Annotated in this window: 13 protein-coding genes; 1 reads left to right on the forward strand and 12 read right to left on the reverse strand. The window is 33.4% G+C overall.

Going from position 1 to position 15,205, the window contains the following annotated elements; genetic code table 11:
- Positions 1-31 precede the first annotated feature (31 nt).
- The 4 genes from CD29_RS04735 to CD29_RS04750 form a co-directional block, all read right to left on the reverse strand.
- Positions 32-1,066, reverse strand: a complete 1,035-nt coding sequence (locus CD29_RS04735; RefSeq protein WP_052123998.1) for an acyl-CoA dehydrogenase family protein — start codon at positions 1,064-1,066, stop codon at positions 32-34.
- Positions 1,067-1,141: 75 nt separating this feature from the next.
- A complete protein-coding gene (ychF, locus tag CD29_RS04740; RefSeq protein ID WP_036183459.1) occupies positions 1,142-2,242 on the reverse strand; it encodes a redox-regulated ATPase YchF in 1,101 nt (366 codons plus the stop codon).
- 114 nt (positions 2,243-2,356) lie between these two features.
- Positions 2,357-2,560, reverse strand: a complete 204-nt coding sequence (locus CD29_RS04745) for a DUF951 domain-containing protein (RefSeq protein ID WP_036183461.1) — start codon at positions 2,558-2,560, stop codon at positions 2,357-2,359.
- Positions 2,560-3,501, reverse strand: coding sequence for a mechanosensitive ion channel family protein (locus CD29_RS04750; protein ID WP_036183462.1), 942 nt, complete (start codon positions 3,499-3,501; stop codon positions 2,560-2,562). Before CD29_RS04750 ends, CD29_RS04745 begins: the two co-directional genes overlap by 1 nt.
- A gap of 107 nt (positions 3,502-3,608) precedes the next feature.
- Here CD29_RS04750 and yyaC point away from each other — a divergent pair, with 107 nt between their 5' ends.
- Positions 3,609-4,238 (forward strand): spore protease YyaC, encoded by a 630-nt coding sequence (yyaC, locus tag CD29_RS04755; RefSeq protein ID WP_036183463.1) that lies wholly within the window; start codon positions 3,609-3,611, stop codon positions 4,236-4,238.
- Here yyaC and CD29_RS04760 read toward each other — a convergent pair.
- The 8 genes from CD29_RS04760 to CD29_RS04795 all read right to left on the reverse strand — a co-directional run bounded on the left by CD29_RS04760 (position 4,155) and on the right by CD29_RS04795 (position 15,141).
- A complete protein-coding gene (locus CD29_RS04760) occupies positions 4,155-4,865 on the reverse strand; it encodes a DUF554 domain-containing protein (protein WP_036183464.1) in 711 nt (236 codons plus the stop codon). The two genes, yyaC and CD29_RS04760, sit on opposite strands and share 84 nt — an antisense overlap.
- 128 nt (positions 4,866-4,993) lie before the next feature.
- The gene (locus CD29_RS04765; protein ID WP_036183466.1) at positions 4,994-5,836 is read right to left on the reverse strand and encodes a ParB/RepB/Spo0J family partition protein; all 843 of its coding nucleotides are present in this window, start codon (positions 5,834-5,836) and stop codon (positions 4,994-4,996) included.
- Entirely contained in the window at positions 5,829-6,590 is a 762-nt protein-coding gene (locus CD29_RS04770) for a ParA family protein (RefSeq protein ID WP_036183468.1), read from the reverse strand. Before CD29_RS04770 ends, CD29_RS04765 begins: the two co-directional genes overlap by 8 nt.
- 273 nt (positions 6,591-6,863) lie before the next feature.
- Positions 6,864-7,742: a nucleoid occlusion protein gene (noc, locus tag CD29_RS04775; protein WP_036183471.1), complete on the reverse strand. Its 879-nt coding sequence runs from the start codon at positions 7,740-7,742 to the stop codon at positions 6,864-6,866.
- 234 nt (positions 7,743-7,976) lie between these two features.
- Positions 7,977-8,693, reverse strand: a complete 717-nt coding sequence (gene rsmG / locus CD29_RS04780) for a 16S rRNA (guanine(527)-N(7))-methyltransferase RsmG (RefSeq protein ID WP_036183472.1) — start codon at positions 8,691-8,693, stop codon at positions 7,977-7,979.
- Between the two features lie 93 nt (positions 8,694-8,786).
- On the reverse strand, positions 8,787-10,685 hold the full coding sequence (mnmG, locus tag CD29_RS04785) for a tRNA uridine-5-carboxymethylaminomethyl(34) synthesis enzyme MnmG (protein WP_036183477.1): 1,899 nt from the start codon (positions 10,683-10,685) through the stop codon (positions 8,787-8,789).
- Between the two features lie 163 nt (positions 10,686-10,848).
- On the reverse strand, positions 10,849-12,234 hold the full coding sequence (mnmE, locus tag CD29_RS04790) for a tRNA uridine-5-carboxymethylaminomethyl(34) synthesis GTPase MnmE (RefSeq protein WP_036183481.1): 1,386 nt from the start codon (positions 12,232-12,234) through the stop codon (positions 10,849-10,851).
- Positions 12,235-12,717: 483 nt separating this feature from the next.
- Positions 12,718-15,141 (reverse strand): sensor domain-containing protein, encoded by a 2,424-nt coding sequence (locus tag CD29_RS04795; RefSeq protein WP_052123999.1) that lies wholly within the window; start codon positions 15,139-15,141, stop codon positions 12,718-12,720.
- Between the last annotated feature and the right edge of the window lie 64 nt (positions 15,142-15,205).

Raw genomic sequence — 15,205 nt, forward strand, 5'->3', positions numbered from 1 at the left:
TAATTTGTAAAAGTGAGTAGTTTTTATATTCTTACGGTGCTAAAAATGCATGTTGGCTAGCAGTACATAAATTACGCCATGCTCGATTTAATGAGGTTGTTTCAATAACTGCATCCATTCCGAAGTAACGAATAAGTGTAAGAGCCATGGATACTAATTCACTTGAGTGTTCCTTACAAAATGTAGTTAATTCTTCTAAATCTATTGTATGTAATACTTCTCCATTAGTATGTTTTTCCCATAGCTTAGCTACTAAACTATAAAAGTTTTCTTCTACACGTTGTAGTTGTGATTGAATATGATTTAAAATTTCTTTCACTAATTCATATCGTTCACTTACTAGTCCTTCTCTTTTCTGATTTAGGGCTGTATTTGCTTCAGTTATAAGTTGTTCCATTAACCCTAAACATAGAGAAAAGAATGAAGATTCCGAAAATGAAGTAAACGGAAATCTATGGACTGGTAATTCATACTCATTTTTGAACAAGTCAAACTCGAAAGTATCCTCCTCTTTCACAAATGTATTCTCTACCTTCATCGAATGACTTGCTGTTGCCTTTAATCCAATTGCGTTCCAATCTGGGATAATTTCCACTGTTTCACGTGGAACACTACAAGTTACAATCTCACCGCTTCCCTCTAGTTTACAGTTCATTGTAAATAAGGTTGCATAGTCTGCCCCACTACAATATTTCCATTGACCAGAAATTTCATATCCACCATCAACTTTTTTTGCAACGCCAAACTTTCCACTACCAGCAATAACTGCATCTTTATGTATAAATCGTTCTTTACAAACTTCTCGTCCAAATAGTGGGACAAACATATTACCACCTGAACCTATCGTTACAGCCCAACCAATATTGCCATCAATAGCACCAACTTGTTGAAATGTTTTTAAACCATCGATGAGTGAAAGTTCTAGTCCCCCTAAAGCTTTAGGGGTGAAAATTTTAAATAACTTATGTTCGTATATAATGTCTAATATTTCAGGTAGAATCGTTTTTGACTCCTCCATTGGTCTTGATAGGCTTTTAATTTTTCTAATTTCATCAACCGTAAACAATTTCCCCATCCCCTTTTATCATTTCATTCCTAAAAAAAACTGCTACCAATATGATAGCAGTTTGTTCTAAACATTTTAAACGTTAAAACGGAATAACATAATATCTCCGTCTTGAACAATATATTCTTTTCCTTCTAATCTTACTTTTCCAGCTTCTTTAGCTGCAGTCATTGAACCAGCTTCCACTAAATCATCATATGATACCGTTTCTGCACGGATAAATCCACGCTCGAAGTCAGAATGAATTATCCCTGCACATTGTGGTGCTTTCATGCCTTTTCGGAAAGTCCATGCACGTACTTCTTGTACACCTGCTGTAAAATATGTTGCTAAACCTAATAAGTCGTAAGAAGCACGGATTAGTTGATCTAACCCTGATTCTTCAATGCCAAGCTCTGTTAAGAACATTGCTTTTTCGTCATTATCTAATTCAGAAATTTCTTCTTCAATTTTTGCACAAATTGTAATAACACGTGCACCTTCTGCGTCTGCGTATTCTTTTACTTGTTGTACATATTTATTATTTTCAGTATCTGCAACTTCTTCTTCAGAAACGTTTGCTACGTAAAGCATCGGCTTAATTGTTAGTAAATGTAAACCTTTAACTACTTTTAATTCATCGTCGGTTAATTCAACAGAACGAGCTGGTTTTTCATTTTCTAACGCTTCTTTAATTTTAACAAGAATCGGTTCTTCCACTAAAGCTTCTTTATCTTTTTGTTTCGCCATTTTGCTTACACGTTGAAGGCGTTTTTCAACTGATTCCATGTCAGCTAGAATTAATTCTAAATTAATTACTTCAATATCATCTATAGGATTAACTGTACCTGAAACATGCGTAATATTCTCATCTTCAAAACAACGTACAACCTGACAGATCGCATCAACTTCACGGATATGCGAAAGGAATTTGTTTCCTAACCCTTCACCTTTTGAAGCACCTTTTACTATCCCAGCAATATCAGTAAATTCAAAACCTGTTGGTACTGTTTTCTTTGGTACAACCAGTTCAGTTAGTTTATCTAAACGTGCATCTGGTACTTCTACAACTCCTACGTTAGGATCGATTGTAGCGAATGGGTAGTTTGCAGCTAAAGCTCCAGCTTTTGTTATTGCATTAAATAATGTAGACTTTCCAACATTGGGTAGACCTACAATTCCTGCTGTAAGTGACATTTAATTGACACGACCTTTCTAATATTACAACTTATTTCATACGTTTTTAACCAGTGTCTATTATATTGATAAGTATTGAAAATGTCTAATTCGTTTAAACTTGTGATCTTTTGCTTATTGTTCTGAATTAGCTTTGACTTTGATTTTTTTCATTTTTTTCTCAAATTCTCGGCGAGGAATGAGGACACTATGACCACATCCTTCACACTTGATACGAATATCGGCACCCATACGGATGATTTTCCAAGCATTTGTACCACAAGGATGTTGTTTTTTCATTTCTACAACATCATGTAAATCGAATGATTTTGCTTCCATTATGCATTCTCTCCTCCTAACTCTGAATTCCCTCTTCCTCGATCATATAGCATCATTTTAGGATATGCCATAGGGATTCCATTTTTATCTAAAATATCTTTGACATCTCGACGAATTACACGTGCAATCGCATAGTGCTGTAATGGTTTTGTTTCAGCAATTATACGAACTGTTACTTCTGTTCCAACTACGCTTTGAACACCTAAAAATGATGGGACACTTACTAATTCTTCAAATTGTTTCGGTAGTGTTTGTAAATACTCTTTAACCAGTTTTTCAACTTTTTCAATATCAGCTTCTAGCCCAACTTGCATATCAATGATTGCTTTTGAGTTATTAATAGAGAAGTTAATGACATCCGTAATTTGACCATTTGGAATTATAAATTGCTCGCCAGTTGTGCCTAAAATTTTGGTCGTTCTAAGTCCAATTTCTACAACTGTTCCTTCAGCAGAACTTGACGTATTTAAACGAATATAATCACCAACACCAAATTGGTCTTCCAAAATGATAAAGAAGCCTGTAATAACATCTTTCACCAAACTTTGTGCACCAAACCCAATCGCTAAACCTGCAATCCCTGCTCCTGCCAGTAACCCCATTACTTCAATATTTAGTGCAGAGAGTATTGCAATAATTGCAGTGAAGTAAACGACATAGGATAGGACACTTTGTAATAATTTAATGATTGTTTTCTGCCTTCGCTCACTATAATTAATTGGTGTTTTTACACGTAATGAAAAGATTCTTTTTATAATTCGTTTACCGATAAAAATAACTAAATAAGAAATCAGTAAAATTGAAATAATTTTAAAGGAAGCATTTATGATAAAATCCCACAATTCTTCACTCGTAAAATAATTCCACATTTTTTCTGTCATTCTAGCAAAAGCACCTGGATCCGTTATGATATTTTCTTCTATTATATTTTCTTCAGCCATTTTTCCACTCCTTGTATAACTACCTAATTTTTTGAATATACTGCATAACAATAAGCTCGAGTTTTGGAGAATCATTTTTTAATAATTTCAAAGAAAGAGAGAGATTTATGCAGAATATAAACGAAACTGTAAAATCCTTTGTACATCATGAACAATCAGGTGCTGTATGGCGTTTAAGTGATCTATTTTTAAATTATATCCCTTTTGACCATGAGCAAATCATTTTTTGTTGTATAGGAACTGATCGTTCAACAGGCGATTCACTTGGACCACTTACTGGCAGCTTTCTTAAAAGCTATCACTCTTTTCCCTTTAAAGTGATTGGCACTTTAGAAGATCCTTTACATGCAGTCAATTTACCACCAACTGTTGAAGAAATACAACAAATGAAAAATCCTCCTTTTGTCGTTGCTATTGATGCATGCTTAGGTTCAGAAAGTTCGATTGGACAGATTCTTGTTCATGAAGGTCCATTATTACCAGGAAAAGCCGTAAAAAAAGAGTTACCTGCTATTGGTGATATTTCAATTAAAGGAATTGTTAACGTAGGTGGATTTATGGAAATGCTAGTTTTACAAAATACACGCCTTAAAACTACTTATTCAATGAGTGATAAAATTGCTAGAGCATTACTTTTAGCTTGGCAACGTCATTCACTGAAAGGGAAAAATAATCGCAATAACTATCCCAACTACGACAATCCCGGGGAGCAAATTGGCTACTCGAATTTTAGTTAAGCCGGCCATATTTAATCCAATTGCTAAGATCATAATACCTCCTGTTGCAGTCATTTCTTGAATATATAGATTTAGTGCTGCTTCTGGTATGTATTCACTTATAATACCTGCTAAAAGTGCAATCATTCCTTCATACAAAAGGATTGGAATTGCTGATAATAATACACCTAGACCTAACGTTGAGGATAAAATAATTGATATAAATCCATCAATAATCCCCTTCGTAATTAGAACATCATGATTGTTTCGCAATCCACTGTCTAGCGCTCCAATAATTCCCATTGACCCAATAACAAATAATAGTGTTGCAGTTACAAATGCATCTGAGATGCTTGTATTGTTTGCTTTTCTATTTTTGAAAAGAGATTCAACCCATTTTCCTAATTTTTCTATTTGTTTATCTAAATCGATCCATTCACCTAGAACTGCTCCAACAACCAAACTAACAATTACAATTACAAAATTGCTCGTTTCAAAGCCCATTTGAATTCCTAGAACTGCTACTGCCAAACCAATTATTTGTAAAACGGTATTTTTCATTTGTTCAGGAATGTTTTGGAACAACCTACCTATTATAGAACCTAGAATAATTAATACTGCATTAATAATTGAGCCCAATAAAATCATATTTATTCTCCAATAAAATCAAATTCGCCTTGGCGTGGTTGTACCTGTGATGTTTATTCTGTACAGAAAAATATCTACTAAATGAAGTTAAAAGAGCGCCAGATTAACTAAACTAGGCGCTCAATTGATTATAGTTCTTCTTCTAATTCTAATATTTCTAAAATCCGCTCTAAATCTTCCTCTGAGTAAAATTCTATTTCTATCTTACCTTTATTTTTTGATTTCTTAATTTGTACATTTGTTCCAAAATACTCCCTTAACTGAGTTTCTTTTGATTGAACAAAAATATCTTTGTTAGTTTTAGAAGTTTCACGTGAAACATTCTCATTCATTTCTTTAATTAAACTCTCCAATTGGCGAACATTCAGTTGCTGTTTTACAACTCTATTTGCAACTTCAGGAATTTTTCTTTTATTTTTTAACCCTAGCAATGTTCTACCATGACCCATCGATAGCAAACCATCATTTACCATTTGCCTAACTACATCAGGTAATTGAAGTAAACGAATATGATTAGTAATATGTGGGCGAGATTTCCCTAAACGTTTTGCAAGATCTTCTTGAGTAAAGTTCAATTTGTCTATTAAGCTCTGATAAGCTTCTGCTTCTTCAATTGGTGTTAAGTCTTCACGTTGAAGGTTCTCTAAAATAGCAACCTCCATCATTTGTTCTTCAGTCATTTCTTTAACGATGGCAGGTATTTGATTGAGCTCTGCTAATTTAGCTGCTCTAAAACGTCTTTCACCAACTACAATTTCATATTTTGAACCTTTTTTACGAACTACAATTGGTTGAATGATTCCATGTTCTCGTATAGATTGTGCTAATTCTTCTATGGCTTCGTCATGAAAAATTTTACGAGGTTGATATGGGTTTGCAACTAACTTCTGCAATGGGATTTTTTTAATTTCATTTTCATTGTCCATTGCTGGTAATAAAGCTTCTAAACCTTTACCTAATCCCCTAGCCATTTTTAACCACTTCCCTCGCCAGTTCTAAGTAAATCTCAGCTCCACGTGATTTAGGATCATAAATAATAATTGGTTCACCATGACTTGGTGCTTCACTTAAACGAACATTTCTTGGAATGATAGATTTATAAACTTTTTCTTGGAAGTACTTTTTCACTTCTTCAATTACTTGTATCCCTAAATTCGTTCGAGCATCTAACATCGTTAAAACTACCCCATCAATATATAACTCTTGATTTAAATGTTTTTGTACAAGTCGGATAGTTGATAATAATTGACTTAAACCTTCTAATGCATAAAATTCACATTGAACTGGAATGATTACTGCATCTGCTGCAGTTAAAGCATTAATCGTTAGTAAACCTAACGAAGGTGGACAGTCAATAATGACATAATCATAATGATCCTTCACATCTTCTAATGCATGCTTTAAACGAACTTCACGTGAAATAGTAGAGACTAATTCCACTTCTGCCCCCGCAAGTGAAATGGTTGCTGGTACTACTGATAAATTTTCAACTTTTGTCACTTTAATGACATTTCGAATATCTTCATCATCAATTAATACATCATAAATACAATGCTGAGTTTCTCCTTTATTGATTCCTACACCACTAGTTGCATTACCTTGTGGGTCAATATCAATTAGTAACACTTTTTTTCCTAAGTAAGCTAAACATGCACTTAAATTTACGGATGTTGTTGTTTTACCAACCCCACCTTTTTGATTTGTTACAGCAATGGTTCTTCCCAAGACGATTGCACCTACTTTCATCTTCTAATTTATATTAATCGAATTTTTTTATTGTTTTAGTATCTATCTAGTATTTAGTACTTCTATTATTCTAACAAAAAAATAGTATTTAGGTTGAAAAAACGATAGAAAAGAGGGCGTCATAAATAAAAAAATTTAGACGACCCCTTTGAGTAAGCAATTAATGTTATGTAGATGCATATTATTTTGGACAATATTTCATAAAAAGATAGGGTTGTCTTAAAAGATATTCTCTTAAGATAACCCCATTCTTTAATTTTTCTTCTTTGGAATTTTCACAGTAATTGTATAAAATTCTTCTGTTTCTTCTTCTTCTGTTTTTACTTTAATACCACTTTTTGTAACCATTGATAGTGATTGTCTTATTGTATTCACAGCAATTCGAATATCTTTACTAATTGCTTTTCTTTTTGGTCTTTCCTTTTTAACTTCTTCGTCTTTTGGAGTTAGAAGTTGTTGTATATAGTCTTCTAGTTGGCGTACATTCCAATCGTATTCTTTCACTAACTCTACTAATTCACTTTGAGTTTCTTCATCTTTGATTGAAATTAATGCTCTAGCATGTCTTTCAGAAATTTCTCTTTTCAAAATAGCTTCTTGCACATTTTGTGGCAACTTTAATAAACGTAATTTATTGGCAACGGTTGATTGGCCTTTTCCTAGACGTTGGGCAAGTGCTTCTTGTGTCAATGAATGGAGTTCAATTAGTTGTTGATAAGCCATTGCTTCTTCAATTGCAGTTAATTCTTCTCTTTGAAGGTTTTCTATCAGAGCAATTGAAGCTGTCTCTTTATCACTTAAATTACGAACGATAGCAGGAACTTCAGTCCAATTTAGTTTTTTCATTGCTCGATAACGACGTTCGCCGGCAATAATTTCATACTGTTCTTCACCAAAACGTCTAACTACAATTGGTTGAATTACTCCGTGCGTATGAATTGTTCTTGCTAATTCTTCTATTTTTTCTTCATCAAAAACTGTTCGAGGCTGAAAACGATTTGGAATAATCTGATCGATCGTAATTTTAACTACTTCTTCTGTAGACTTATTTTCTATTACTTCCACATCACTCTTAACCTCAGATGCTAGTTTATCCCCGCCTCCGAAAAAACGTGAAAAAGGACTTTTCATCCAATGGCACCACCTTTTTGAAACTTTCTTGCTCCTATACTATATTATCAACCAAATATAAAAAAATGTACAGTATTCTATTAAATATAAAAACTAGTAAACTGTACTTACTATAAAATATGTATGAATATAAAAGCAAATTTATTTTTAACTATATAATTGTTTCACGTGGAACTTTTTATGTTTTTTGGAATATTTATGTTTCACGTGAAACAATGAAAGGTTACTAATCTATTATTGAATAGGACTTTTATTAGGGACTCCTGGTTTTCGTGGGAATTTTTTAGGAGTTTCTTTTATTTTATCAAAAATATAGATTGTTCGCTCACTTTCTTCAACTGGTAATAGATAAGCAAACTCTTGATTTAGAGAAGCCCCTAATGTTGCAATTGCTTTTTTTGCGTCTTTTAATTCCTCTGGACCAGCTGCTGCTTTTAGAGCTACAAAGTATCCACCTTTTTTAACTAATGGAATACAAAGTTCAGATAAAACGGATAGACGAGCAACCGCACGAGCTGTAGTTACATCAAATTTTTCTCGATATTTTTGATTTTGGCCGAATTCTTCTGCACGTGCATGGACAAACTCAACATGATCTAAATTTAACTGTTCACTTAAATGATTTAAAAAGTTAATTCTTTTATTTAATGAATCTACAATCGTTACATGTAAATGTGGGAAACAGATTTTTATAGGTAAACTCGGGAAACCAGCCCCAGCCCCAACATCACAAACAGTTGTTACCTTTGAAAAATCAAAATAAAAACTAGCACTAATCGAATCATAGAAATGTTTTAAATATACACCTTCTAAATCAGTAATTGCAGTTAAATTCATTTTTTCATTCCATTCAACTAGCAGTTCAAAGTATTTTTTAAACTGATCGATTTGTACTTGTGTTAGTTCTATTCCCTTTTCCTTTAATGCTTCAATAAATTGTTGTTCGTTCATTTTTATCTCCTTTAAGTATAAGAAATCCTATTTATTGATTAGTATAAGAAAAATTAAGCGTTCGAGTAATCTCTTGCACTCGAACGCTCATTTTTATTCGTTACTTACTCGAGCAATTTTCCCTTGCTCTATATAAACGAGGAGAATCGAAATGTCTGCAGGATTTACACCTGAAATTCGAGACGCTTGTGCAATTGACAATGGACGAACTTCTTTTAACTTTTCACGTGCTTCAGTTGCTAAGCTTGAAATATCATCATAATCGATATTTTCAGGTATTTTCTTTTCTTCCATTTTATGAAGTTTCTCAACTTGCTGTAGAGCTTTTTGAATATATCCTTCATATTTAAGCTGAATTTCAATTTGTTCTTTAACTTCATCGCTTAACTCAACATCTGAAGGTGTTAGTGAAGCAACTAAATTATAGTTCATTTCTGTTCGTTTCACTAAATCTGCAGCACGAATACCATCCTTTAGTTCTGTTCCACCAACAGATCGGATCAAACTTTGTGTTGTTTCATTTGGTTTAATAATCGTTTCACGAAGGCGATTGATTTCAGTTTCGATTTGTTCTTTTTTCGTTAAATATTTAGAATAACGATCTTCTGAAATCATTCCTAATTCATAACCTAGTTCTGTTAAACGTAAATCTGCATTATCATGACGAAGTAGCAAACGGTATTCCGCTCGAGATGTTAGTAAACGATATGGTTCATTCGTTCCTTTTGTTACTAAATCATCAATCAGTACCCCTATATAGCCTTCAGAACGTTTTAGAATTACTTCTTCTTTTCCGAATATTCTTCTAGCCGCATTAATACCAGCCATGATCCCTTGACCCGCAGCTTCTTCATAACCACTTGTTCCATTAATTTGACCAGCAGTATATAGGTTTTTAATATGCTTTGTTTCAAGTGTTGGCCAAAGTTGAGTTGGTACTACTGCATCATATTCGATTGCATAACCAGCACGCATCATTTGTGCATTTTCTAAACCTGGAACCGTTTTTAACATTAGTTGTTGAATGTCTTCAGGTAAACTAGTTGATAATCCTTGAACATATACCTCATCTGTTTCGCGACCTTCTGGCTCTAAGAAGATTTGGTGTCTTGGCTTATCGTTAAAACGAACAACTTTCGTTTCGATTGATGGGCAATAACGTGGCCCAGGTCCAGTGACTAAACCTGTAAACATAGGCGCTTTATCTAAATTGTTATTAATAATTTCATGTGTTTCTAAACTTGTATAAGTTAACCAACAAGGTAATTGGTCTAATATAAATTCAGTTGTTTCAAAACTAAAAGCACGTGGCTCAGTATCACCTGGTTGGATTTCCGTTTTGCTATAGTCAATCGTTTTACCATTAATACGCGGAGGTGTTCCGGTTTTAAATCTAACCATATCAAATCCTAGTTCAAGTAAATTGTCAGCTAGTTTCAGTGATGGTCTTGTATTATTTGGACCGCTAGAATATTTCAAGTCACCTAATATTATTTCCCCGCGCAAATAAGTTCCTGTAGTAATGATGACCGTTTTTGCTCTGTAAATTGCACCAGTTTGGGTAATAACACCTTTCACTTCACCGTCTTCTACAATTAACTCATCCACCATTGCTTGGTAAATTGTTAAATTTTCTTCTGCCTCTAAAATACGTTTCACTTCGCGTTGATAAAGAACTTTATCTGCCTGTGCACGTAAAGCACGAACTGCAGGGCCTTTTCCTGTGTTTAGCATGCGCATTTGTATGTGGGTTTTATCTATTACTTTCCCCATAAGTCCGCCTAATGCATCAATTTCGCGGACAACTATACCTTTTGCTGGTCCTCCAATTGAAGGATTACATGGCATAAAGGCAATCATATCTATATTAATCGTTAACATAAGTGTTTTCGCACCCATTTTACTAGCTGCATATGCTGCTTCTGCACCAGCATGACCAGCGCCGATTACTACACAATCAAACGTACCAGCTTCATAAGTTGTCGTTGTCATGCTTTATCTTCCTCTCTATACATTAACTTATTTATTAATTTTCCCCACTTATCCTGTTTCCATCAACTTTTTATTTCATCCAGGGATAGTCTTTCACTTTAGAAAACCTTTAGACTTAATATTAAAGCTTGCGACAGTCACAAATGCACCAAGGCGCATTTGATTATTTTCCTAAACAGAATTGAGAGAATAACTGATTTATTAAACTTTCTTGTACTGTGTCACCAACAATTTCACCTAATAGTTCCCAAGTTCTAGTTACATCAATTTGAACAATATCAACTGGTACTCCATTTTCAGCACCTTCAATTGCGTCACTAATTGTATCAAGCGCTTGATGTAATAATGAAATATGACGTGTATTTGAAACATAGGTTAAATCATCTGATTCGATTTGTCCTTCAAAAAATAGAGCAGCAATGGCTTCTTCAAGCTCAATTACGCCTTCTTCTTTTAATAATGAAGTCGTGACTACTTTTCTTCCGTTCGCTAACTCTATGACCTTTTGCAGATCAATTTTTCTTGGAAGATCTGTTTTATTTACTACTACAATAAAATCCATCGATTGGATAGTTTCGAATAAACGCTCATCTTCAATAGAGAGTTCTTCAGCTGCATTTAAAACAAGTAATATTAAATCAGCCTCTTTTAATACTTGACGGGATCTTTCTACCCCTATTCTTTCAACGATATCTTCAGTCTCACGAATACCTGCTGTGTCCACAAGTCGTAGTGGTACACCTCTTACGTTGACATATTCCTCTATAATATCACGAGTTGTTCCAGCAATATCTGTGACAATTGCTTTATTTTCTTGAACTAAACTATTTAATAAGGATGATTTCCCAACGTTTGGCCTTCCTAATATAACAGTAGATAAGCCTTCACGTAAAATCTTCCCTTGGGATGAAGTTTGTAAAAGTTTTTTTATTTCTTCACGCACCCAAGAGCATTTTTCTAGTAATACCGGGATTGTCATTTCTTCTACATCATCATATTCAGGATAATCTATATTTACTTCAACTTGTGCCAAAGTCTCGATTAATGCTTGTCGCAATTGGTCAATCAGTTTTGAAAGCTTGCCATCCATTTGCCCAAGAGCAACATTCATCGCTCGATCAGTTTTTGCACGAATTAAATCCATTACTGCCTCAGCCTGCGATAAATCAATACGTCCATTTAAAAATGCTCTTTTTGTAAATTCGCCAGGTTCTGCTAGTCTCGCACCAGTTCGTAATACTAACTGCAACACTCGATTGACTGAAACAATACCACCATGACAATTTATTTCTACAACATCTTCTCTCGTAAAAGTTTTTGGACCGCGCATTAACGATACCATTACTTCTTCTACTACCTCATTGGTTGTAGGATCTATTAAATGCCCATAATGGATTGTATGTGATTTTTCATCAGCTAGCTTTTTACCATTTGGTGACTTATATATTTTATCAGAAATTCTTACTGCTTCATCTCCACTTAACCGAACGATAGCAATAGCTCCTTCGCCCATTGGCGTGGATATCGCAGCAATTGTATCAAAATCCATTTAGTCTCTCCTCCTATAATCAGTTTAAAATCTTATACACAATTTATAGTAACTAAAAATTTTTATCGTTATTTATCCACAAGGGGATAAGTATTTTCAAAGATGATTTACTAACAATTTAGAGTAACATATTTTTGGTGAATACGGAAGTAAAGCAATTTTCCACATGTGGATAAACGACTCCATCCCTTCTGGAAAGTTGTCCCCATTTAACTTTTTAAGTTCTTCTGCTGGCGAAATCTATATACGACATATTAATAATTAAGTGCAAATTTCACATAATTCCAGTTATGTCGTGTGTCATTTTCGTTGAAGTAGAAATTGTTGAGTTTTTTACTGCTCTACATGAACTTTCAATACGTGAACTTTATCCACAATGTGCGATTAAAGTGTTAATTTATACATGATAGATTTCCAGTTTAAATACCACAGTATATAAAAAGAGCTACATAGTCGGTGTCTATGTAACTCTTTTTAATTTGATTATATTTTTAGCAAAAATTTTTCTTCAAATTCTACTATAGGACATGGTTTACCGAAAAAGTACCCTTGGATATATGTACAATTTTGTTCCATTAAATATTCTAATTCTTCTTTAGTTTCAACACCTTCTGCTATGACATCAAGTTTTAGATGCTGAGCCACTTTAATCATAGCTGTTGTGATTCCCGCATTCTCTGAATAAGATGAAATATTTTGTATAAAGGAACGGTCAATTTTAACTCCATCCAATTGAAATGTTTTTAAGTAATTAAAGGATGAGTATCCTGTTCCAAAATCATCAATATAAACTTTGACACCCATATCCTTTAATTCGCTTAAAGTGTGCAGAACAATTTCTTCGTTTCGCATTATCGAGTTTTCAGTAATCTCAATCTCCAACCATTTTCCTTCTAATTGATATTCATTTAATAGTTCCCTTATTTCACTTGAAAAGTTATGTTGTAAAAAACGTTGTGAACTAATGTTTACGCTAATTGGGATCATTGGTACATTTGCTTCTCTCCATGCAACTAATTGTTCACATACTCTTTTTTTCATCCACTTTCCAATTGGAATAATTAGACCTGATTCTTCAGCTAACGGAATAAATTCCCCTGGTGGAACTAAACCAATTTCAGGATGTTGCCAACGGATCAATGCTTCTGCACTTATCGTTTTACCAGTAATTGCATCTACACGTGGTTGGAAATAGGCAATAAATTCATCATTTAAGATAGCTTTTCTTAAATCTCTTTCCATAAAGAAGGATTGTTCTTGGCGTTTATTCATGGACGTTTCATAAATTTGATACATGTTTCGTCCTAATTCTTTAGATTTATATAGTGCAATATCGGCTTTTTTCAATAATTCTACTTCATTATTTCCACCTGATGGATAAATACTGATCCCAATACTCGCTGTAGTAAATATTTCATGCCCTTCGATGAATAATGGTTTTGATATAAAATCTAATAACTTTTGCGCATAGTGAATTACTTCTGTTTCTGACTGAATTTCAGTAAAAAGAACCATAAATTCATCGCCGCCCATACGAGCCGTATAATGTTTTCCTTTTTCTAGTTTTCTCTCGATACGTGCTGCTACACGATTTAAGAGTTGGTCTCCAATATAATGACCTAGTGTATCATTAATCGATTTAAAACGATCCAAATCTATAAAAAGAACTGCAAATTGTTCACTGGTCGTTTGTGCATTTATTAGTGTTTCTTTTATTTTTTGTTCCATCCATCTTCTATTTGGCAGCCTTGTTAATTCATCGTGATGTGCTAAATAAGCATTTGTTTCTTGTTTTTTCTTTTCTTCTGTAATATCTTTACCAATTGAATATACACCTTCAATTTGATTATCAATGATGATTGGTAGTAATGTTACACTCAAATATCTTTTATCATATGGTTTATTTTTCACTTCAAATTCGAAAAACTGTATCTCACCTTTTAGAGCCTTATCAAAATAGTATTGAATTACATTTCTTTCTTCTTCAACCGTAGCCTCTATCACAGTAGTTTTGCCAAGATTGTCACTTGTGAAATCCAACATCTCCATTGTTTTCGGATTCATTGCAATAATTCGGCCTTCTTTGTCTAATGTCGTAATGTATTCGTTACTATAATTTATCAATGATTGGTATTGGACTTGATTTAATTTAAATTCCCGTTGTGCAGTTCTTAACTCAGTTACATCTTCGACAGTACCAATAATCTCAGTAACTTCATTGCCTTGCTTAATGGGACTTGCAGTGACATTAACAAGTTTGCCATTTAACTCAATTTCATAATTGACTCTACTTCCTGCAAATGCTTTTTGATAGCTTTCATTTTTTAATTTAGCAATTTCCATTGGGAAGACTTCAAAAGGAGATTTATTTACTATAATTGATGAATTTGCGCCAATTTTGTCCATCATTTTACCTAAAGACATTGTATAGTATAGATTTCCATCTTCGTTTTTGCGTAATTTAAAAATACCGATTTGGAGGTTCTCTGCCATGTTATTATAATTATCTTTTGATTGTATGATGGCCTCTAGTTTTTTGTTATATAAATTTAACTGTGGATTAATCCCTATTTCTTCATGAACTTCATTTAGATGAAGCACCTCATATATTTCTTCGTCGACCGTGATAAAGTATGATTTAATATCTACCGCAAAAAATTGAAAATCTTTTTTAATAGCTATGTATGGTGATTTAGTTTCATTGTGATTTAGTTTTTGGTAGTTAGGAATCAATATATTAATAGAATTTACTTCAAAATTACCATCTGTATAAAAAAACGTATTTTTAGCGGTATCATTTAGAAAAAGAATCGTTCCAAAACTATTAACGACAATGATACTTTCTGGTTCTCTCTTTACTTTCTGGTAGAATTGTTCAATATACTTGTAATCCCTTTGCTTATCCATATAATCATCACCATTGAGTTGTATTTTTTAGTAGATTTTTACTATTCATATACTACTATTTATT

This window comes from Ureibacillus manganicus DSM 26584 (genome assembly GCF_000772945.1).
GTDB classification, from domain to species: domain Bacteria; phylum Bacillota; class Bacilli; order Bacillales_A; family Planococcaceae; genus Ureibacillus; species Ureibacillus manganicus.